Origin of the sequence: Microbacterium sp. 1262 (genome assembly GCF_040544895.1) — a bacterium.
GTDB lineage: Bacteria > Actinomycetota > Actinomycetes > Actinomycetales > Microbacteriaceae > Microbacterium > Microbacterium plantarum.
The window spans coordinates 1706193-1727589 of sequence record NZ_JBEPKU010000001.1; the positions used below are offsets into that span (position 1 = coordinate 1706193).

General features: G+C 71.0%; 17 protein-coding genes, 1 tRNA gene and 1 other RNA gene. 10 read left to right on the forward strand and 9 right to left on the reverse strand.

Annotation, left to right across the window (positions count from 1 at the left end; translation table 11 throughout):
* The first annotated feature begins 47 nt into the window (after nt 1-47).
* Nucleotides 48-1181, forward strand: a complete 1134-nt coding sequence (locus ABIC53_RS08165) for an NAD(P)-binding domain-containing protein (protein WP_354451039.1) — start codon at nt 48-50, stop codon at nt 1179-1181.
* 36 nt (nt 1182-1217) lie between these two features.
* Here the strand turns inward: ABIC53_RS08165 and ABIC53_RS08170 are convergent, their stop codons facing one another.
* The 5 genes from ABIC53_RS08170 to ffs all read right to left on the reverse strand — a co-directional run bounded on the left by ABIC53_RS08170 (nt 1218) and on the right by ffs (nt 8150).
* On the reverse strand, nt 1218-3797 hold the full coding sequence (locus ABIC53_RS08170) for a glycoside hydrolase family 65 protein (protein ID WP_112613679.1): 2580 nt from the start codon (nt 3795-3797) through the stop codon (nt 1218-1220).
* A 65-nt stretch (nt 3798-3862) separates the two neighbouring features.
* On the reverse strand, nt 3863-4591 hold the full coding sequence (locus ABIC53_RS08175; protein ID WP_354451041.1) for an HAD family hydrolase: 729 nt from the start codon (nt 4589-4591) through the stop codon (nt 3863-3865).
* Between the two features lie 25 nt (nt 4592-4616).
* Nucleotides 4617-5846 carry an acetate/propionate family kinase gene (locus ABIC53_RS08180; protein WP_354451043.1) on the reverse strand — a complete coding sequence of 410 codons (1230 nt, stop codon included), beginning with the start codon at nt 5844-5846 and terminating at the stop codon, nt 4617-4619.
* On the reverse strand, nt 5843-7960 hold the full coding sequence (pta, locus tag ABIC53_RS08185; RefSeq protein ID WP_269266720.1) for a phosphate acetyltransferase: 2118 nt from the start codon (nt 7958-7960) through the stop codon (nt 5843-5845). The genes ABIC53_RS08180 and pta overlap by 4 nt, the downstream gene beginning before the upstream one ends.
* Nucleotides 7961-8053: 93 nt before the next feature.
* Nucleotides 8054-8150, reverse strand: an RNA gene (gene ffs / locus ABIC53_RS08190) — signal recognition particle sRNA small type.
* A 107-nt stretch (nt 8151-8257) separates the two neighbouring features.
* Between ffs and ABIC53_RS08195 the strand changes: the two genes are divergently transcribed.
* The 3 genes from ABIC53_RS08195 to ABIC53_RS08205 are packed head-to-tail and all read left to right on the forward strand — an operon-like array spanning nt 8258 to nt 12843.
* Entirely contained in the window at nt 8258-9250 is a 993-nt protein-coding gene (locus ABIC53_RS08195) for an AAA family ATPase (RefSeq protein ID WP_354451045.1), read from the forward strand.
* A gap of 7 nt (nt 9251-9257) precedes the next feature.
* Nucleotides 9258-10538 (forward strand): DUF58 domain-containing protein, encoded by a 1281-nt coding sequence (locus ABIC53_RS08200; protein WP_354451047.1) that lies wholly within the window; start codon nt 9258-9260, stop codon nt 10536-10538.
* Nucleotides 10528-12843 (forward strand): transglutaminase TgpA family protein, encoded by a 2316-nt coding sequence (locus tag ABIC53_RS08205; RefSeq protein WP_354451049.1) that lies wholly within the window; start codon nt 10528-10530, stop codon nt 12841-12843. Before ABIC53_RS08200 ends, ABIC53_RS08205 begins: the two co-directional genes overlap by 11 nt.
* A 115-nt stretch (nt 12844-12958) precedes the next feature.
* Here ABIC53_RS08205 and ABIC53_RS08210 read toward each other — a convergent pair whose 3' ends face one another.
* Nucleotides 12959-14356 (reverse strand): dicarboxylate/amino acid:cation symporter, encoded by a 1398-nt coding sequence (locus ABIC53_RS08210; protein WP_269266728.1) that lies wholly within the window; start codon nt 14354-14356, stop codon nt 12959-12961.
* A gap of 200 nt (nt 14357-14556) precedes the next feature.
* Here ABIC53_RS08210 and ABIC53_RS08215 point away from each other — a divergent pair, with 200 nt between their 5' ends.
* Nucleotides 14557-15165: an HD domain-containing protein gene (locus tag ABIC53_RS08215; protein ID WP_282502257.1), complete on the forward strand. Its 609-nt coding sequence runs from the start codon at nt 14557-14559 to the stop codon at nt 15163-15165.
* A gap of 37 nt (nt 15166-15202) precedes the next feature.
* On the opposite strand, the gene ABIC53_RS08220 is transcribed toward ABIC53_RS08215, so the two are convergent.
* Nucleotides 15203-15294, reverse strand: a tRNA-Ser gene (locus ABIC53_RS08220).
* 73 nt (nt 15295-15367) lie between these two features.
* Between ABIC53_RS08220 and ABIC53_RS08225 the strand changes: the two genes are divergently transcribed.
* The 3 genes from ABIC53_RS08225 (at nt 15368) to ABIC53_RS08235 (ending at nt 17911) form a co-directional block, all read left to right on the forward strand.
* Nucleotides 15368-16408, forward strand: a complete 1041-nt coding sequence (locus ABIC53_RS08225; RefSeq protein WP_354451051.1) for a lactonase family protein — start codon at nt 15368-15370, stop codon at nt 16406-16408.
* 29 nt (nt 16409-16437) lie between these two features.
* A complete protein-coding gene (locus ABIC53_RS08230; protein ID WP_354451053.1) occupies nt 16438-17214 on the forward strand; it encodes a siderophore-interacting protein in 777 nt (258 codons plus the stop codon).
* Nucleotides 17215-17275: 61 nt separating this feature from the next.
* Nucleotides 17276-17911 (forward strand): NADPH-dependent F420 reductase, encoded by a 636-nt coding sequence (locus ABIC53_RS08235; protein WP_354451055.1) that lies wholly within the window; start codon nt 17276-17278, stop codon nt 17909-17911.
* 40 nt (nt 17912-17951) lie between these two features.
* Here the strand turns inward: ABIC53_RS08235 and ABIC53_RS08240 are convergent, their stop codons facing one another.
* Both ABIC53_RS08240 and ABIC53_RS08245 read right to left on the reverse strand, forming a co-directional pair.
* Nucleotides 17952-18449, reverse strand: coding sequence for a DUF427 domain-containing protein (locus ABIC53_RS08240; RefSeq protein WP_112615023.1), 498 nt, complete (start codon nt 18447-18449; stop codon nt 17952-17954).
* Between the two features lie 10 nt (nt 18450-18459).
* Nucleotides 18460-18864 carry a DUF3054 domain-containing protein gene (locus tag ABIC53_RS08245; RefSeq protein WP_323987397.1) on the reverse strand — a complete coding sequence of 135 codons (405 nt, stop codon included), beginning with the start codon at nt 18862-18864 and terminating at the stop codon, nt 18460-18462.
* Between the two features lie 55 nt (nt 18865-18919).
* Here ABIC53_RS08245 and ABIC53_RS08250 point away from each other — a divergent pair, with 55 nt between their 5' ends.
* Both ABIC53_RS08250 and ABIC53_RS08255 read left to right on the forward strand, forming a co-directional pair.
* Complete coding sequence (locus ABIC53_RS08250) at nt 18920-19537, forward strand: Type 1 glutamine amidotransferase-like domain-containing protein (protein WP_354451058.1); 618 nt, start codon at nt 18920-18922, stop codon at nt 19535-19537.
* A 97-nt stretch (nt 19538-19634) separates the two neighbouring features.
* Nucleotides 19635-21350, forward strand: a complete 1716-nt coding sequence (locus ABIC53_RS08255; RefSeq protein WP_354451060.1) for an AMP-binding protein — start codon at nt 19635-19637, stop codon at nt 21348-21350.
* Nucleotides 21351-21397 lie beyond the last annotated feature (47 nt).

The window sequence follows — 21397 nt, forward strand, 5'->3', positions numbered from 1 at the left end:
TCCGCCACCGCGGGAACAGCGCGCGCCCGCGCGCGGTTGCACCGGGCATGAAAGCCGCCCGGGTCGACGTCGTCGTGATCGGCGCAGGGCAGGCCGGTCTCTCCGCCGCCTACCATCTGCGGCGTCGCGGGTTCGTCCCGGTCGCCCCCGGAGACGCACCCTCCGATGCACCCGTGCGAACGTTCGTCGTGCTCGACGCCGAAGACGGCCCCGGCGGCGCCTGGCAGCACCGGTGGGAATCACTGCGGATGGAGACCGTGAACGGCATCCACGAGCTGCCGGGATTCGCCGTGCCGCCGGCCGATCCGCGGGCTCCGGCACGCACCGTGCTGCCGGCCTACTTCGACGACTACGAGCGCCGCTTCGACCTCCGCGTGCATCGCCCCGTGGAGGTGCGGCGCGTCGAACGCGAAGACGCCGATCCGCGCGGTCGTCTGCGCGTGGTGACAGGCACCGGGTCATGGTCGGCCCGCTGGGTCGTCAACGCCACGGGGACGTGGCGCCGCCCGTTCTGGCCCCGCTACCCGGGAGCCGAGACATTCGCCGGCCGTCAGCTGCACGTACACGACTACGTCTCGGCCGACGAGTTCGCCGGGCAGCGGGTCGTCATCGTGGGCGCCGGCATCTCGGCCATCCAGCTGCTCGACGAGATCTCCCGCGTCGCCGACACCTTCTGGGTGACGCGCGACGAGCTGCGGTGGGATGCCGGCGGGTTCGACACCGCCGCGCGCATCGCGGCCATCGCGGGGGTCGAGGAGCGCGTGCGGCAGGGGCTTCCTCTCGGCAGCGTCATCTCGGTCACCGGCCTGCACTGGAATCGCTGGGCGGAGTCGGCGCAGCAACGCGGCGTGCTCGTGCGGCATCCGATGTTCGAGCGGATCGAGCCGACCGGGGTGCGCATGCCGGACGGCCGTCTTGAGCGCACCGACGCCATCCTGTGGGCGACGGGATTTCGAGCCGACATCCCCCACCTGGCACCGCTGGGCCTGCGGACCGCCGCCGGCGGCATCCGGGTCGCGAACGGGCGGTCGGTCGACGAGCCGCGGCTCTTCCTCATCGGCTACGGCCCGTCGCAGTCGACGGTCGGAGCCAACCGCGCGGGCCGCGACGCCGTCCGCGCGATCATGACCGACGCGACCGCCACGGCCGCCGGGGCACGCGAGGTCGCTGCGCGGGCCTGACCCGCCGCAGACGAGGACCGGATGCCCCGGCGTCCGTCAGGAGTCGGTGCTCACCTGCTGGTCGGCGAAGGTCTGCGCGTAATCATCGACGACGGGGATCTCGCCGGTGATAACGGGGACCTCCGTCGTCACCGTGGGGATGGACGTCGTGACGGTCGCATCCGGGATCGACGCCGACAGCAGCGACCCGTCCTCGCGCCTGGCGTCGGCGAGCTGGCGCAGCGACGGCCGCCCCGAGAGCAGCGGGCCCTGACCCGCGAGCGGTATACGGACGGTCTCTCCGCCCTCGACCCGCACGTCGCGTCCGCGGACGGAGAATTCGACCGCGTCGCCGGGGCCGGCGGCGACCGTCATCGCATCGGCCGTCAGCGTGATGTCGAGGCGCGTGCCCTGCCAGTGCAGCGTGTACTCCAGCGAGGGCCAGTCACGCGGCAGACGCGGGTCGAAGCTCAGGGCGCCGTAATGGTCGCGCATGCCGCCGAAGCCCGACACGAGGGCGGTCCACACACCGCCGGCGGAGGCGACGTGCACCCCGTCCGACGCGTTGCTGTGGAGATCGCCGAGGTCGACGTAGATCGACTCGAGGAAATACTCCAGCGCGAGGTCCTGGTATCCGACCTCGGCCGCGAGGATCGACTGCACGACACCCGACAGAGTCGAGTCGCCGGTCGTGAGCGGGTCGTAGTACTCGAAGTCGGCCAGCTTCTCCTCGTCGGTGAAGTGGTTGCCCTGGAGGAACAGCGCGAGCACCACGTCCGCCTGCTTGAGCACCTGGTAGCGGTAGATCACGAGCGGGTGGAAGTGCAGCAGCAGCGGACGCTGGCTGTCGGGGGTGTTCTCGAGGTCCCACACCTCGCGTTCGAGGAAGACCGCGTCCTGAGGGTGGATGCGCAGCGACTCGCTGAACGGGATCAGCAGCGCTTCGGCCGCCCGCTCCCACCCGTCGGCCTCGGCCGGGTCGAGGTCGAGACGCTCGGTGAGGGCACGGTACGCCTCCGGCGCCTGCTCGGCCATGTCGCGGACCGTGCGCGCCGCGAAACGCAGGTTGAACCGCGCCATCACGTTCGTGAACAGGTTGTCGTTCACGACCGTCGTGTACTCGTCGGGGCCGGTGACGCCGTGGATGTGGAACGACTCGGCGTCACCGTTCTCGCTGAAACGCCAGAACCCGAGCGTGGACCACAGCCGCGCCGTCTCGACGGCGATGTCGACCGCCTCGCGGTAGAGGAAGTCGACGTCACCGGTCGCCCGCACGTACTTCGCGAGGGCGAAGCTGACGTCGGCGTTGATGTGGTACTGCGCGGTGCCGGCGGCGTAGTAGGCCGACGCCTCTTCGCCGTTGATGGTGCGCCAGGGGAACAGGGCGCCCGCCTCGTTGAGCTGCCGGGCGCGGCGGCGTGCGGCCGGCAGCATCAGGTAGCGCATGCGCAGCGCGTTCCGGGCCCAGAGGGGCGTCGTGTAGGCGAGGAACGGCAGGACGTAGACCTCGGTGTCCCAGAAGTAGTGTCCGCTGTACCCCGAACCCGTCACACCCTTGGCGGGGACCCCCTGCCCGTCGGCGCGGGCGGCCGCCTGCGCGAGCTGGAACAGGCACCACCGGGTCGCCTGCTGCAGGTCCTCGTGGCCGCCGATACGGACGTCGGAGCGGCGCCAGAAGTCGGCGCACCACGCCGCCTGCCGCTCGAACTGGACCTCGACGCCCTCCTCGCGAACCCGGTCGAGCACGCGACGGCTCCGCTCGACGAGCTCGCGGGCGGGCACGCCGCGCGAGGTGTGGTAGCTGACGAGCTTGGTCACGGTGATCGGAACGCCCCGGCGCGCGTTGACGCGGAAGACGTTCTTGGCGATGTCGGGTTCGACGAGTCGCCGTGTCGAGAACTCGTTCTCGGTCTCGATCAGATGATCGGCGACGACCGACACCGTCATGCCCGAGTTGGACGACTTGTACGACAGCACCGACCGGCCGTCCTCGTCCTGCCAGTACTCCTGGGGCTGGAGGACGCGTTCCTCGATCTTCTCGGTCTTGCGCGGGTCGAAACCGGGAGCGGCACGGCCCGGCGCCGAGCCGCCGTAGACGTCCTCGCCGTCCTGGCGGTTGACGATCTGGCTGCTCACCGACACCGGAGCGTCGGAGTTGAGCACCGTCACCGTCAGCCGCATGATCGCCAGGTGCTTCTGCTCGAACGACACGAGGCGCTCGAAGTCGACCTGCACTTCCTTGCCGCTGGGGGTGACCCACAGCAGCTTGCGCGTGAGGACGCCGGTGCGCATGTCGAGCACCCGCTCGTAGTCGCGGATATCGGCGATGTCGAGCGAGAGCGGCTCGTCGTCGACGTAGACGCGCATGACCTTCGCGTCCGGCGCGTTGATGATCGTCTGACCGACCTCGGCGAAGCCGAAGGCCTGTTCAGCGTGGCGGATCGGGAAGATCTCGTGAAAACCGTTGATGAAGGTGCCGTGCTCGTGCGCGTATCGCCCCTCGGGGTGATTGCCGCGCAGCCCGAGGTAGCCGTTGCCGACGGCGAAGAGCGTCTCGGTGACGCCGATGTCCTCGACCGAGAACCTTCTCTCGACGAGACGCCAGGGGTCGACGGGGAAGCGATCGCGATCGATCATGATGGCCTTCCGGAGGACGGGTTCCCGCTGCTGGAGGCGGGCGATGCGGGCGGGTGTAGACGTGATCAGACGAAGGCGTCGAGGTCGTCGACGACGACGTGGGCTCCGAGCGCACGCAGCGCATCGGCACCGGCACCGCGATCGACGCCGACCACGAGAGCGTAGCCTGCCGCGACGGCCGACTCGACACCCGAGTGGGCGTCCTCGATGGCGACGGAGCGGGCCGGATCGACGCCGAGCATGCGCGCCCCCTCGGCGAAGACGTCGGGCGCGGGCTTGGAGGGCAGATGACGCTCTTCCGCGACGACGCCGTCCATGACGACCGGGAACCTCTCGAGCAGGCCAGCGACGGCGAGGACCTCGCGCGCGTTCTTCGAGCTCGAGACGACCGCGATGGGGGTCCCGGCTGCCTGGAGCTTGTCGACCAGGGCGAGCGATCCCGGGTAGGGCGCGATCCCTTCGGACCGCAGGACGCGCTCGAACACGGCGTTCTTGCGATTGCCGATGCCGCAGATCGTGTCCGCTGACGGGTCGTCGCTCGGATCGCCCCACGGCACCTCGACGTCACGCGAGCGCAGCAGGCTCGCGACGCCGTCGTACCGCTTCTTGCCGTCGAGGTGGCGGAAGTAGTCGTCGGCGGTGTACGCCGGTGTGATGCCCCAGGCGCTGAAGAGCTCGGTGAACATCGTCTGCCAGGCGTGCATGTGCACGTCGGCGGTCGGAGTGAGCACGCCGTCGAGGTCGAACAGGACGCCGTCGTAGGTGGTCAGGTCGGGAAGGTCAGCCGAGGTCACGGAACCAGCGTAATGAGTCGGGCAGTCACGCCGTCACGGCGATGGTCTGCCGGGCGATCTCCAGCTCCTCGTTGGTCGGGACGACCAGGACCTCGACGCGCGAGGCGTCCGTCGAGATCCGGCGGATGCCGCGCCCGCGCTGCTCGTTGCGGGCCGGATCGATCTCGATCCCGGCGAACCCGAGCGTCTCGAGTGCCGCGGCACGCACCTGCGGAGAGTTCTCGCCCACGCCCGCGGTGAAGGAGATGACGTCGACCCCGCCGAGCTCCGCGAGGTACGCGCCGGCGTAGGCGCGCAGCCGGTGGGCGTAGACCTCGAACGCGAGCGTGGCCGCCTCGTCGCCGCGGGCGACGCCCTCCTCGATGTCGCGCATGTCGGAGACCCCGGCGAGGCCGAGCATTCCGCTGCGCTTGTTGAGGAGGTCGTCGAGCTGCGGGATGGTCATCTCGGCGCGTCGGGCGAGGTGGAAGATCACCGCGGGGTCGATGTCGCCCGAGCGCGTGCCCATGACGAGGCCCTCGAGGGGCGTCATCCCCATCGACGTGTCGACCGAACGGCCGCCATCGATCGCCGTGACGGATGCGCCGTTGCCGAGGTGGAACACGATCTGGCGCAGCTCGGCGAGCGGTCGCCCGAGGTGAGCGGCCGCGGCTTCGGAGACGAACTTGTGGGAGGTGCCGTGGAAGCCGTAACGGCGGACGCGGTGGGCCTCGGCCAGCGCGGTGTCGACCGCGTAGGTGTAGGCGGCAGGTGGCATCGTCTGGTGGAAGGCGGTGTCGAAGACCGCGACGTGCGGCAGGTCGGCGAAGGCCGCCTTCGCCGCGCGGATGCCCTGCAGCGCACCGGGGTTGTGCAGCGGCGCGAGCACCGACAGCTCGTCGATGTTGATCTCGACGAGAGGCGTGATGAGCGTGGGCTCGAAGAACCGCGCGCCACCGTGGACGACACGGTGGCCGACGGCGACGGGCGGATGCTGCTCGAGCGACGGGCCGTTCTCGGCGAACGCGTCGAGCATGAGCTGGAAGCCGGCCGTGTGGTCGGCGATCGGCAGCTCGCGCTCGGAAGTGGCGTCGGTGGCGGTCACGGCAGGCTCGCCGGCAGCGGCGGGCGGGAAGAACACGGTGTGCTTGACCCGGCCCTGCTCCTGCCCGATGCGCTCGACGAGACCCGATGCGTGAGGGATGCCGGTCTCGGCGTCGATCAGCTGGTACTTGAACGACGACGAACCGCTGTTGATGACGAGCACGATGCTCATGCGGATGCCCCTCCCTGGGCCTGGATCGCGGTGATCGCGATCGTGTTGACGATGTCTTCGACGAGGGCTCCGCGGGAGAGGTCGTTGATGGGCTTGTTCAGGCCCTGCAGGACGGGGCCGATCGCGACGGCGCCGGCCGACCGCTGGACGGCCTTGTAGGTGTTGTTGCCCGTGTTCAGGTCGGGGAAGACGAACACCGTCGCCTTGCCGGCGACGGACGATCCGGGCATCTTCTTGGCCGCGACGGCGGCGTCGGTCGCCGCGTCGTACTGGATGGGGCCTTCGACCAGCAGCTCGGGAGCGCGCTCGCGGACGAGGGCGGTGGCCGCGCGCACCTTGTCGACGTCGGCGCCGGTCCCCGACTCCCCCGTCGAGTACGACAGCATCGCCACGCGCGGGTCGATGCCGAACTGGCGGGCCGTCTCGGCCGACGACACGGCGATGTCGGCGAGCTGCTCGCTCGTGGGGTCGGGGATGACGGCGCAGTCGCCGTAGACGAGGACGCGGTCGGCGAGCGCCATGAGGAAGACGCTCGAGACGACCGAGACGCCCGGCTTCGTCTTGATGATCTCGAAGGCCGGACGGATCGTGTGCGCCGTCGTGTGCGCGGCACCCGAGACCATCCCGTCGGCGAGACCGAGGTGCACCATGAGCGTGCCGAAGTACGACACGTCGGTGACCGTGTCGGCCGCCTGGCCGTACGTCATGCCCTTGTGCGCGCGGAGGCGCTCGTACTCGCGGGCGAACTTGTCGACGTGCACGGCGTCGAAGGGAGAGAGGATCTCGGCTCCGCGCAGGTCGAGACCGAGCTCGAGCGCGCGCGAGCGCACCTCGATCTCCTCTCCCAGCAGCGTGATGTCGGCGATGCCGCGGGCGAGCACGATCGAGGCCGCGTGCAGCACGCGATCATCGTCGGCTTCGGGGAGGACGATGCGGCGGCGGTCGGTGCGGGCCCGCTCGACCAGGCCGTAGGCGAACATCAGCGGGGTCACGACGGTCGAGCGTGCGAGCCCGAGTGCCTCGGTGAGCTCATTGGTGTCGATGTGCCGCTCGAACAGGGCCGCCGCCGCCTCGTAGTGGCGCCGGGAATCGGCCGCGAGGCGCCCGCGGGTACCCATGATGCGGGCTGCGGTCTCGTAGGTGTCGAGGTCGGTCGCGATGATCGGCAGCGTCTCGCCGACGCCGTCGATCAGACGGTCGACCGCCTCGGGCAGGGGGAATCCGCCGTTGATGACGATCGCCGAGAGCGAGGGGAAGGTCCCCGACCCGTGCGCGAGCAGGGTGGCGAGCAGAACCTCGGCACGATCGGAGGGAATGACCACGACCGAGCGCTCGCTGAGCCTCGGCAGCACGTTGACCATCGACATCGCACCGATGACGACCCCGAGCACCTCGCGCCCCAGGAGGTCGGCGTCGCCCTTGACGAGCGACCCCTCGACGGCGGCGAGGACGGTGCTCACCGACGGCGAGACGAGGAAGCGGTCCTCCGGCACGGCCCAGACCGGGACGTTCTGCGGTACCGCACCGCGCACGGCCTCGACGATCTCGTCGAGACGATCGCCGTCGGCACGGTTGGCGACGACGGCGAAGAGCTCGGCGCGGTCGCCCCGCAGCTCGGCGACGGCCAGCGAAGCGATCTGCCCCATCTCGTCGGGGGTGCGTGCCGGGGCCGAGCCGAGCTTCTCGCCGCCGCCCTGGCCTGCCCGGCCGCCGAGCACCAGCAGGACCGGCGCCCCGAGGTTCACGGCGATGCGACCGTTGTAGCTCAGCTCGGCGGGAGAACCGACATCCGTGTAGTCGCTGCCCATGATGACGACGGCGTCGCACTTGGCCTCGACCGACTTGTAACGCTCGACGATGCGGGAGAGCGCACCGTCGGGGTCGCGCCGCATGTCGTCGTAGGTGACGCCGATGCACTCGTCGTACGCGAGGTCGACGCCGTCGTGGTCGAGCAGCATCTCGAGGACGTAGTCGCGTTCCTCCGTCGACCGGGCGATCGGCCGGAACACTCCGACGCGGGGCGCGACACGGCTGAACGCCTCGAGCACCCCCAGCGCGATGATCGACTTCGCGGAATGGCCTTCTGCGGACGTGATGTAGATGCTCTGAGCCACGGGTTCAGCCTAAGAGGGAGAGGCCTGACCACGAGCCGTGAATATCCCCACGGGTCGTGGCGGCGGGTGCCGCAGGCCACGACGGTGGGGGAAAAGTAAGACTCTCCGCGAACCCGGCAGAGCCCGGTTACCCTTGCTACGTTTCCGTCCTGGGGGAGTTGGCCTGGATGCCGCCTCGCGGAGAGCTGTCACCATCCTAACCCGGAACCTGAGTCCTCCCGTCACCGGGGGCGGTTAGGCTCTCGCCAGATGGGCGCGACGCGGCGGGACACGCGGCGCCGAGAACGAGGGGATCGCATGACCAACGACGGCATCCAGGCGGCTTTCGGCCCGGACCGGTTCGCCGCCACCACCGACGCGATCTCGGCGAGCATCGCCCGCGTCATCGACGGCAAGCCCGAGGCGGTGCGCTCCGCGCTCGTGTGCCTCCTCGCCGAGGGTCACCTCCTCATCGAGGACGTGCCCGGGGTCGGCAAGACGATGCTCGCGCGAGCGCTCGCCGCGACGGTGGATGCCACGGTGCGCCGCATCCAGTTCACCCCCGATCTGCTCCCGGGCGACGTCACGGGGGTGAGCGTCTTCAACCAGGCCGATCGCGAGTTCGAGTTCAAGCAGGGGGCGATCTTCGCCCACATCGTCATCGCCGACGAGATCAACCGCTCCTCCCCCAAGACGCAGTCGGCGCTGCTCGAGGCGATGGAGGAGCGTCAGGTGACGGTCGATGGCCGAACCCACGCGCTGCCCGCGCCGTTCCTGGTGGTCGCGACGCAGAACCCTCTCGAGATGGAGGGCACCTACGCCCTGCCCGAGGCGCAGCGCGACCGCTTCATGATGCGGATCTCGATGGGCTATCCCGATGCCGCCTCCGAGGCGCGGATGCTGCGCCAGCGCGACACCGTCAACCCGCTCTCGTCGCTCGCTCCGGTCATCACCGCACGCGAGGTGCAGGATCTCATCGCGTGGGCCCGCAGCCTGCACGTCTCACCCGCTGTCGAGGAGTACGCGGTCGCGATCGCGCGGGCGACCCGCGACCACCGCGACCTGCGTCTCGGGGCCAGTCCGCGAGCCACGCTGCAGCTGGTCCGCGCCGCGAAGGTGTGGGCGGCGCTCGACGGGCGCCCCTTCGTCATCCCGGACGACATCGTCGCCCTGCTGCAGCCGGTCTTCGCTCACCGACTCATCCCGGCACGCACGACCGGCGCCTCCCGCGGCAAGAGCGGTGCCGAGGTGGTCGAGGCCGCACTCGCCGACATCGCCGCGACGGTGCCGGTGCCTCTCCCGGTCCGCTGAGCCCGCCATGTCCGCTTCTCCCGCCCCGGCTCGACGCCGGCTGCACCCGCTGGGACGCGCTCTCCGACGGACGTGGCCGCTGACGCCGCGCGGGGTCGGCGCGGTCGTCATCGGCATCGCCGCCATCGTCTGCGCCCACGCCTTCGGCGTCGTGGAGCTGGTGTACGTCGGCGTGCTGCTGCTCGTGATCGTCGCGCTCGGGTGGGTGTCGCTGTGGTTCGTGCACCGCTACGGCGAGGTATCGCGCTCGTTCTCCCCCGACATCGCCGCGGTCGGAACCGAGAGCGTCGTCACGGTGCACGCGACGGCGCGCGGCGGTCTGTCCGGCGCGATCGCACGATGGACCGACATCCTGCCCGAAGGCGTGGAGGGCGAGGCCTCCGGGATCCTGGCCGGCGCCGCAGCCCTCGACCACGTCCGGCTGACCTATCGCATCCGGGGCACTCGACGGGGCATCCGCGACGTGGGGCCGTTCTCGATCGTCGTCACCGATCCGTTCGGGTTCACGCGTCGCAATGTGCGGGCGGGTGGCGTGGAGCCGATCACGGTCGCGCCGGCGACGGTGACGCTGCCTCCCCTGACGGAGTACCCCGGCGAGGCAGGCGGCAGCCTCCACACCGCGACCCATCAGCTGGGCGAGGGCGCCGACAACCTCATCCCCCGGGCCTACGCCCCCGGCGACTCGATGCGGCGCATCAACTGGCGTGCCAGCGCGCACCACGACGAGCTGATGGTGCGTCAGGAGGAACAGGAATCCACCCCGGAGGCGAACGTCGTGCTCGATCGCGCGGCGGCGCGCTGGGCTCCCGCCGCGTCACGACCGGGCGAGGACCCGACGTTCGAGGCCGCGGTGACCGCCACGATCTCGGCCGCCGCCCGTCTCGCCCGCGAAGGCTACGACGTCACCGTCATCGACACCGATGCGCACCCCATCGGCGCACCCGTCCCGGCGGGAGACATCGTCGCGGTCGAGCAGCTCGCCCTCGACCTCGCGACGATCGTCACCGGATCGGACGACCGTCTGGCCTCGCTCCCCCGCCTCTTCGCGGGCACCGTCGCCGGTCCCGTCGTTGTCGTGTCGGCGCGGGTCACCGCCGCCGATGCCGAGGCCCTGGCACCATTGGTCGCTCACAGCGCGCTCCCCGTGCTGCTGGCCGCCGATTCCTCGGACGACGCCCTCGAGCGGGCGTCCGCGGCCGGCTGGCGGGCCGCCGCCCTCTCCGCCGACGGCGACCTCACCGAGACCTGGCGCGCCGCGACCGAATGGGGGACGGCTCGTGCCCGCTGATCCGTCACGCCGGTTCTGGCGCCGCCCGGCGACGATGCCCGCGCGCGGTGAGCTGACTCGAACCGGTGACGTGCGCCTGGCGACGGCCCTCCTCGTCGCCATCATCGCGGCGATCCTTCCGCTGCTGCGCGTCGTCGCCGCCGGCACGTGGCTCGTCGTCGCGGTCACGGTGGCCGCGGCCGTGCTGCTGGTCGGCATCGGATTGCGACGACTTCGCACGCCCGCCGTCGTCGTGACTCTGACCGAACTGGTGGCCGCCGGCGCGCTCGTCACCGCGGTGTACTTCGGCGACACCGCGTTGCTGCTGGTGATCCCGACGCCCGGAACGTTCGCCGAGGTGCCCTCTCTCGTGGCGGGCGCGAGCGACCAGATCGTCAACGGCATCGCGCCGCTCTCGGCGGAGCGGCCACTGTCAGCCCTGGCCGTGACCGGTGTCGCGGCTCTCACGGTGCTGCTCGACCACACCGTCATCACCGCGCGGATGCCCGTGCTGGCGGCCATCGCTCTCGTCGCGGTATGGCTGATCCCCGCCCTGTCCGTCCCTTCCGCCGTCGACCTGGTCGGGTTCGTCGTCTTCGCCGCCGCGCTGCTGCTGCTCATCCGCGCCGAGACCCGGTCTCGCGAGCGCGCCCTCGCCCGATCCGTCGCCGCTGCGGAGAAACCGCGCGGTGAGGCGGCCTCCGCCGCGCGTCCGCGCCGCGCGGGAGCGGTGCTCGCCGCCGGCCTGGCCGTGACCGCGATCGTCGCAACCGTCATCGTCGTCCCGGAACTCCCCCGCCCGGCGCCCCGCATCGGAGTCGGCACGGGGCCCGCCACGACCATCAATGCCAGCCTCGAGCTCGGCGACGACCTGCGACGCCCCACGGACGTCGAGGTGCTGACGACGCGCACCAACGCGCCGAGCATGCCGTACCTGCGGGCGGCGACGCTCTCTCGCTTCGATGGCCGGGTGTGGGAGCCCGACCGCGACGAGACCACACCGCTCACCCCCGAGGCGCTCGGTCCCGTCGTCGCCGACCCCGACATCCGTGTGACGGAGTACCAGACCACCGTCAGCATCACCCAGCTCTCCTCCGCCTGGCTGCCGGTTCCCGGCCCGGCCGTGCGCGTCGATGACCTCTCGGGCGCGTGGGAGGCGATGCCATCGAACCGCACGGTCATCGCAGGAGACGCCGTCACGCAGGGCCAGGAATACGTCACGACGACGCACGTCGTGCGACCGACCCTGGAGCAGATCCAGGCGGCCGGGACCACGATCGACGGCCTCCCCGAGACGGTCAGCGAACTGCCCGCCGAGATGCCCGCCTCGATCGAGCGGACGGCGCGCGAGGTGACCGCGACGGCGGAGAACGACTTCGACCGGCTCGCCGCCCTCCAGCGCTGGTTCCGCAGTGGGGAGTTCACGTACTCGCTCGACGCTCCGGTCTCCGACGGGTTCGACGGATCAGGCGTCGATGCGATCGCCGACTTCCTCGAGGTCCGCAGCGGCTACTGCGTGCACTTCGCCTCGGCGTTCGCCGTCATGGCGCGGACACTCGGCATGCCTTCCCGCATCGTCGTCGGATACCTGCCGGGGACGCTGACCGGCCGGGTCGCCGACGGCGAGAGCGTCGCGACGGTGCTCAGCTCGCAGCTGCACGCGTGGCCGGAGGTGTATTTCGCCGGCATCGGCTGGGTGCCGTTCGAGCCCACCAACAGCCTCGGGACCCCCGCCACCTACACGCGATCCACTCAGCCGGTGCCTGACGACGGCGGGCAGGACGTGCCTCCGGCGCCCGCGCCGCAGCAGACGGCGACGGTCGCGCCGGACGGCGTGCCCACACCGACGCCGACCGCCTCGACGGGGACGGGAGCGGGCTCCGGGACGTCGCCCCTCTCGCTCGTGCTGCCCTACGGCGGAGTCGCCCTCGGCTTCGCGGCCCTCGTGCTGCTGCCGGCCCTCCTCGGAGCGGCGCGGCGGCGGTGGCAGGCGACGGCGGCTGAACGCGGCGATGTGCTGGCCGCGTGGCGCATCGTCCGCGAGAGCGCTCGCGACGTCGGCCTGCGCGTGGACGACGCCGAGAGCCCCCGTGCCCTCGGCATCCGGCTGGCGGCGGTGCCGACGGTTCCCGCGAACAGGGTCGAGGCCCTCGTCGCCGCGGTCGAACGCGCGAGCTACGGCGTTCCCGGCAGCGAACGCGACGCGGAGATCGGCCGCGCCGCGGCATCCGACGCCCTCGCCGTCCGCCGCGGGCTGCTCGCGTCCGTCTCGACGCCGCGGCGCATCGGCGCCGTCCTGCTCCCCCGCGCCCTCGTTCACGCCTGACCTACCCGCTACGCGCGCCCCGTGCACGCCGATGGGGCGCACTTCCTGAGGTCGAGCGCAGAAGAAGCTGCGCCGGATGCCGGAAAGTGCGCCCCATCGCGGGTGGGCGCGAGCGTCAGGCCCGGACGGAGGGCTCCAGCTCGTCGGCGCTGTCGTCGGCGAACGGGTCGCCCGAGCGCTCCGCGTCGTACAGCTCGCGGTCGAGGATGCCCTCTCGCTTGGCGACGATCGTCGGCACGAGCGCCTGGCCTGCGACGTTGACCGCGGTGCGCCCCATGTCGAGGATCGGGTCGATCGCCAGCAGCAGGCCGACGCCCTCGAGCGGCAGGCCCAGGGTCGTGAGCGTCAGTGTGAGCATGACGGTCGCGCCGGTCGTACCCGCCGTCGCCGCCGAGCCGACCACCGACACCACCACGATGAGCAGGTACTGCACCGCGTTGAGCTCCAGGCCGAAGAACTGCGCGACGAAGATCGCGGCGATCGCCGGGTAGATCGCGGCGCAGCCGTCCATCTTGGTCGTCGCCCCGAACGGCACGGCGAACGAGGCGTACTCGCGCGGGACACCGAGGTTGCGCTCCGTGACGCGCTGCGTGAGCGGCAGCGTGCCGATCGAGGAACGCGAGACGAACGCGAGCTGCACGGCGGGCCAGACACCCGAGAAGTACTGCCGGATCGACAGGCCGTGGGTCTTCAGCAGCACCGGGTACACCACGAACAGCACGAGCGCGAGGCCGATGTAGATCGCCACGGCGAACCAGAGCAGCGTCGTGAGCTTCTCCCAGCCGTAGGTGACGACAGCGGATCCGATGAGGCCGAGGGTGCCGATCGGGGCGATGCGGATGATCCACCAGAGCACCCGCTGGACGACCTTCAGGGCCGACTCGGTGAACGACACGAACGCCTCGGCGCGCTTGCCGAGCTTGAGGGCGGCGATGCCGATCGCGACCGAGATCACGATGATCTGGAGCACGTTGTACCCGACGCTCGAGCTCGCGGCACCCGTCTCGGGGTTGATCGAGGTCGACACCGACAGACCGAGGAAGTTCTGCGGGATGAGGCCCGTGAGGAAGCTCCACCACGAGCCGACGCTCGAGGGGACGTCGGGCGTGAGCTCACCGGCGTCGACACGCGCGCCGGGCTGGATCGTGACGCCCAGCACGATGCCGATCGTCACGGCGATCAGCGCGGTGATCCCGAACCAGAGCAGCGTCTGGCCCGCCAGGCGCGCGGCGTTCGTGACGTTGCGCAGCTGCGTGATCGAGGCGACGATCGCGAGGAAGATCAGCGGCACGACCGCCGTGCGCAGCAGTGTGACGTAGCCGCTGCCGATCGTCGACAGCGTCGCGGCGAGCCCGTTCGGGTTGCCCTCGGCATCGGGCCCGAGCTGACGTGCCAGCAGGCCGAGGAGGACGCCCGCGACGAGGGCGATCGTGATCTGGAAGCCGAACGAGCGGTAGAAGGGCTTCTTCCGCTTCGCCGGGGCGGCGGCGTTCTTCGAGGTGGCAGAACTCATGGTGGTGCTCCTGAGAGGGATGACGTCGCGATGGCGACCCACCGACGCTAAACCCGATTCGAGGTCGTCGGGGCCATATGACCCTCCGTGACACCCGCTGACTCCGACACGCCGTCGCTTTCGGGACACGGCCGCTCTGATGTCTGCCGGAGTCGGCAGCGGGGCGGTCCGGGCCGTCGCCGCCACCCCAGAATGAGCGCATGATCCGTGATCTCGACCGTCTCCTCACCCCGCCGACGCCCGCCGCCGCGCTGGCTCTCGAGGCGGTGAGCCGGTGGTCCTCGCCCGCGCTCGTGGACCACGGCATCCGGTCGTGGGCCTGGGCGCGGCTGCGCGCCGAGGCGCTCGGGCTCGACCACGACCCCGAACTGCTGTTCGTCGCCGCAATGCTCCACGACCTCGGCGTGACGCCGGCGTTCGACGCGCACGAGGTGGCGTTCGAATCGGCCGGCGGGGCGGCGGGGTGGCTCTTCGCGGCCGGTGCGGGGTGGCCCCCGGAGCGGCGCGAACGCGTGCGCGAGGTCATCGAGCGGCACATGTGGCTGAGCGTCGACCCGGCACTCGACCCCGAGGGTCACCTGCTGGAGGTCGCGACGAGCCTCGACGTCTCAGGAGTCGCGCCGGAGCTGTGGGATGCCGAGACCCTGCGGGCGGTCACCGAGCGGCATCCGCGTCGAGACTTCACCGCGCAGTTCGCGGGATGCATCCACGCGCAGGCGCGCCGCAAGCCCGGCACCGCCGCGGCCCGGCTTGACGCGTCGGAGCGCATCAGCGAGGGCGGGCGGGTGTGGGACGGCATCCTGGCATGACGAAGGGCGCCACCCGGATGAGTGGCGCCCTTCGTTGTGGCGGAAGTGACAGGATTTGAACCTGCGAGGCGAGTTACCCCGCCTACATGGATTCCAGCCATGCTCCTTAGGCCGCTCGGACACACTTCCGTCGTCGAGTTTATCAGTCCCCGGCGTGCTCGCCCGCCGCGTTGGTCTCGGGCCGCGGAGCTAGGCTCGTGATGTGACTGATTCCTCTCTCGTCCTGGTCGCCAACGCGGGTGACAGCACCATCAGCGTGTTCCGTCTCGACGGCGACGCCCTCGAACGACTCTTCGTCGCCGAAGGCCTCACCGGAACCGGCACCTTCGCCATCGACGGCGAGCGCGACCTCGTCTACGCCGGGGTCAAGGGCGCGTCCTCGGACGAGCCTGCTGCGATCGTCACGCTCACGCTCGATCGCGGCACGGGCGAGCTCACCCCCCTCTCGCGGTTCGCGCTTCCGGAGGGGTCGGTCAGCTACATCGCGCTCACCCGCGGGGGCACGGCGCTGCTCGCTGCGTCGTACGGCGGCGACTACGGCCTCGTCGCCCCGATCACCGACGGCGTGATCGGCGACCCTACCGGCCGCGTCGAGTTCGCCAAGCTCCACTCGGTGCTGCCCTCCTCCGACGGCCGCTTCGCCTACTTCGTCTCGCTCGGCGACGACCTCGTCGGGCAGTTCGCGCTCGGCGACGACCTGACGCTGACTCCGGTCGGCTCGGGCACCGCCGCAGCGCCCGCCGGCAGCGGCCCCCGCCATCTCGTGCTCAACAGCGCCGAGGACGCTGTCTACGTCATGACCGAGTACTCCGGCGAGGTGCTGCACTACATCCGCGATCTGGAGACGGGCGGCCTGCAGCTGCACTCCCGGGCCAACGCGGTCGACCCGGCCGCCGGGCTCGTGCGCGGTGAGATCGGCGGTGACCCCGTCGCCAACCACGCCGTCTGGGGCGCCGACATCCACTTCGGCGCGGACGAGCAGTACCTCTGGACCTCGGAGCGCTCGACGAGCACGCTGGGCGCCGCACCCGTCGCCGAGGACGGCACCGTGCAGGACGTCGCGTCCTTCATCCCCACCGAGCCGCAGCCGCGCGGATTCGTCCTCTCCCCCGCCGGCGACCGCCTGATCGCGGCGGGCGAGAAGTCGCGCACGGTCTCGCTCTACGCCGTCGACGGTGCCGAGCTGACGCTGCTCGAGCAGGCCGAGACCGGCGCGGGCGCGAACTGGGTCCGCTTCGCCTGACCCGCGGCGCCCCGGGTACCGTGGATGAGGTGGCCCTCTCCTCTCGCACCGCTCCCCGTACCCCGCGCCCGAGCATCGAGCTCGAGGTGGTCGGAACCGAACGCCTCTCGGCGCACCTGGTGCGCGTGACCCTCGGCGGCGAGGGCTTCGCTGCGTTCCAGAACCGGCCCGAGACCGATAAGTACGTCAAGCTGAAATTCACGACCCCCGCGCCCGAGTCGGCGCCGGTCACTCGGACGTACACCGTCCGTCGGGTGGATGCCGTCGCCGGCACGCTCTCGATCGACTTCGTCGTCCACGGCGACGAGGGCCTCGCCGGACCGTGGGCGGCGCGCGCGCAGGTGGGCGACCGGATCGAGCTGATGGGACCGGGCGGCGGCTACGCCCCGGATGCCGCGGCCGACTTCCACCTCTTCGCCGGTGATCTGTCGGCCGCTCCGGCCATCGCGGCGACGCTCGAGGCCCTGCCGTCGGATGCGGTCGGACACGCGTTCATCGAGGTGGAGTCCGACGATGCGATCCTCGCCCTCGAGGCGCCCGCCGGGGTAGAGGTTGAGTGGATCGTCGACCCCACCCACGATCCCGAGGCTCTCGCCGCCGTCGTGCGGCAGTACGACTGGCCGGCGGGCGACGTGCAGGTCTTCGCCCACGGCGAGCGCGAGTCGATGAAGGCTCTGCGACGCGTGCTCTTCGACGAGCGCGGACTCGACCGCGGCCGGGTCTCGCTGTCGGGCTACTGGGCCCGTGGGCGCAACGAGGACCGGTTCCAGGCGGAGAAGCGCGAGCCCATCGGCCAGATCCTCTGACCAACCCGGTCTCTACAAACCTGCGGGAATGCCGGGGCCGGTTCCAACGGTTCACCTCCCCATGACCACTGTGGGAATCATCGGAGCAGGACACATCGGAAGCGCTCTCGCCGAGGGGCTCGTCGCACGCGGCTACGACGTCGTGATCGCCAACTCGCGCGGGCCGGAGACGCTCAACGATCTCGTCGCGAAGCTCGGCGACCGTGCACGGGCGGCGACCGCCCAGGATGCGGCAGAGGCGGCCGATTGGGCCGTCGTCACGGTGCCGCTCAAGGCGCTCGAGGACATCCCCGCCGAACCACTGGCGGGCAAGATCGTGCTCGACACGAACAACTACTACTGGGAGCGCGACGGCCGCATCGCCGAGCTGGAGGCGAAGCGCACCACGACGTCCGAGATGGCGCAGCGTCATTTCGCCGAGTCGAAGGTCGTGAAGGCGTTCAACCACATCCCCGCCGCCGACATCAACACCGGGGGCTCCCCCGCCGGCACCCCCGACCGTCGGGCGCTCGCGGCCGCGAGCGACCACCCGGATGCCGTCGCGCACGTCACCGCGCTCTACGACGAGTTCGGCTTCGACACCGTAGACATCGGTTCGCTCGCCGAGAGCTGGCGCGTCGAGCGCGACCAGCCCGCCTACGTCGTCCGGCAGAACGCCGACGAGCTGCGCGCCAACCTCGCCCGCGCCCAGCGCTGAACGAAGCGCGGCTACGCCTCCGCGGGCCGGTTCGAGCGGATCACCATCCCATCGAACCCGGGATGCCCTTGAACGGGCCCGCGAGGTTCGACGTCACCCAGCCGCCGTAGAAGCCGCCGGGCTGAGGCACGACGACCTCGCCGTCGACCGTGCACCGGTCCATCCCGCCCGCGTAGACGGCGACGCGGCCGACGAGCTCCTCATAACCCGGCGACGGGTTCGGGTACCCCCACGCGGCGCGCTCGCGTACCGCCGTGCCGCGCACGACATCGAAGTACTCGGCTGCGCCCTTGAACTCGCAGTACGAGCTGCCTGCCGCCGGGACCAGCGAGCCGGGCACGAACGCTGCGGCCGGCAGGTAGTACACGGGCGGATGGCTCGTCTCGAGCACCCGCACCACGTCGTCGGTGTCGACGATCGTGACAGCGGCGAAGTCGATCGTCACGCGCGAGTGAACGCGTTCGAGGCGGGGCGGACGGGGATAGTCCCAGACGGACTCCTGTCCGGGACCGACAGGATCGGGAGTGGGGCGGCGCATGCCCGACAGGTTACGCGCGGCGAGCGACATCCCGGCTGCGAGACCGCTCACCGCGGTGCGAGCGCAGCGAACGGATGCCGCGGGCGACGAGGCGCCATCCGACCAGAAGCGCGAGCAGCGTCAGCGTCGCGACGATCACGAACGGCAGCGCCGTCCCCTGACCCGACACGGCGCGAAGCAGCATCCCGCTGACGACAGTGACCGCCCACACGACGAGACCCGTCGGCACGATCCCGGTCGGCGATCGCCATGCCCGCACGGCCACCCACGCCACCAGCAGGCCGGCGAGGAACGGCCACGAGGTCTGCCAGAGGCCTGCGAGCACATCGGAGTCATGGCTCGCCCGGCCCGTCGCCGCGAACGCCACCACGAGGACGGCATCGAGCAGGAAGGCGAGGACGGACGCACGGATCATGTCCCCATCCTCTCCCGCCACAGCGGTGTCGGCCGCCCTCGATAGCGTCGCAGGCGTGCGACTGCTCCTCCTCTCCCTGCATCCCGGCGCGCTGAGCTCGTTCCTCGACGGCTGTGACCGTCCGGGCCCGATCGTGTACATCGACGACGCGCAGGCGGCGTTCCGCGATGCGCCCTTCGTCGCCGCCGAACGCGAGGCGGTGAGCTCGTGCGGCCGCGACGTGATCGACGCGACGCTGCGAGACACCGCCCCCGAGGACGCGGACCGTCTGCTCTCGCGTGCGGGGGCGGTGTACGTCGCCGGCGGAAGCACCTTCGCTCTGCTCGAAGCCCTGCGGATCTCCGGCAACGACGACGTCCTCGTCGACCACGTCCGGCGCGGGCTCCCGTACATCGGACTCAGTGCCGGATCGATCGTGGCGGGACCGGATGTGACGCCCGCATCGCTCATGGACGATCCTGCCGACGGTCCCGCGCTCGAGAACCACGAAGGGCTCGGCCTGATCGATGTCACGCCGATCCCCCACGCCGACGGAGCACTGCCGCCCTACCCGCCGGAACTGACCCGCCGCACCATCGACACCTACGGACCGGACTTCGCGCTCCTCGCGCTACGCGACGATCAGGCGCTGCTCGTCGAGGACGGCAGCGCCACGGTGATCGCCTCGCGCTGAACCCGCGCATCCCATGCTTCGCCCAGCATCCGCTCCTTCCTAGACTCGGAAGGCGTCCGCCGCGCCTGCTCCGGACGAGAGAACAGATCCGAGGCCCATGTCTTCTCCCGATGCGACGGCGGCGACGGCCGCATTCCGCGCCGCCCGCGACTTCCTGCTCGACAACGCGCACTCCCCCGAGGCAGCCCACGCCGGGTTCAGCTGGCCCGACGTCGGCGACCACTTCAACTGGGCCGTCGACTGGTTCGACGCCATCGCCTCGGGCAACGACCGCATCGCCCTGCACGTCGTCGACGAGGACGGCAGCGAGACGCGGGTCACGTACGACGAGATGCGTCGTCGCTCCAACCGCGTCGCCAACTGGCTCACGGGCCTGGGCGTCGGGCACGGCGATGCCGTCATGCTCATGCTCGGCAACCGTGTCGAGCTGTGGGAGGCGATGCTGGCGATCCTCAAGATCGGTGCCGTCATCCTGCCGACCTCCGTCGTGCTGGGCGCCGACGACCTCCTCGAGCGCGTCGACCGCGCCGACATCCGCGCCGTCCTCGCCGACCCGGTCGACGCTGCCAAGTTCGACGGGATCGCGGGCGGCTTCGAGCGCATCGTCGTGGGTGGCGAGCGTCCGGGATGGCACTCGTTCGCGGACGCGGCCGACGCCGACGACGCGGCACCCGGTGTCGTCGTGGCCTCCGATGATCCGGCCATCGTCTACTTCACCTCCGGCACCACGTCGCGGCCCAAGATGGTCGTGCACACGCACGTGAGCTACCCGGTAGGGCACCTCTCGACCACGTACTGGATCGGCGTCCGCCCCGGCGACGTCCACATGACGATCAGCGCCCCCGGCTGGGGAAAGCACGCGTGGAGTCTGTTCTTCGCGCCGTGGATCGCCGAGGCGACGATCTTCGTCTACAACTACTCCCGCTTTGACGCCGCACGCCTGGTCGATCAGCTCGACCGCAACGCGGTCAACACCTTCTGCGCTCCGCCGACGGTCTGGCGCATGCTGATCCAGGCCGACCTCGAGAAGCGCCCCCGCGCACTGCGCGAGCTGCTCTCGGCCGGCGAGCCTCTCAACCCCGAGGTGATCGATACGATCCAGCGCTGGTGGGGACTGCAGATCCGCGACGGCTACGGGCAGACCGAGCTGACGGCGGTCATCGGCAACACCCCGGGAGTCGCCGTCAAGCCCGGCGCGATGGGACGCCCGCTCCCGGGCAACGACATCGTGCTGATCGACCCGCTCACCGGACGCATCGGAGATGAGGGCGAGATCTGCCTGCCGACCGCGCCGACCCGTCCGCTCAACCTCATGCCCGGCTACCTCGGCGAGCCCGAGCGCACCGCCCGGGTCGACCACGACGGCTACTACCACACGAGCGATGTCGCCGTCCGTGACGCCGACGGACAGCTCACGTTCGTCGGGCGCACCGACGACGTGTTCAAGGCCAGCGACTTCAAGGTGTCGCCGTTCGAGGTCGAGTCGATCCTGCTGACGCACCCGGCCGTGGCCGAGGCGGGCGTCGTCGGGGCGCCCGACGCCGTGCGCCTCAACATCGTCAAGGCGTACGTGTCGCTCGCGGCATCCTGGGAGGAATCCGCCGAGACCGCGCGGGCGATCCTCGCGCACGCCCGCGAGCACATGCCTCCGTACATGCGGGTGCGCCGCGTGGAGTTCTTCGAGCTGCCCAAGACGATCTCGGGCAAGATCCGCCGGGTCGAGCTGCGCGAGCGCGAGGTGGCCGCGGCGGATGCCGGCGAGCGCGTGACGACCGAGTGGCGCGAGTCGGACTTCCCCGACCTCAAGGGCTGAAGCGCGGGTCGCCTGCCGCTCAGGCGAGCCATTCGCAACCCCTGGCA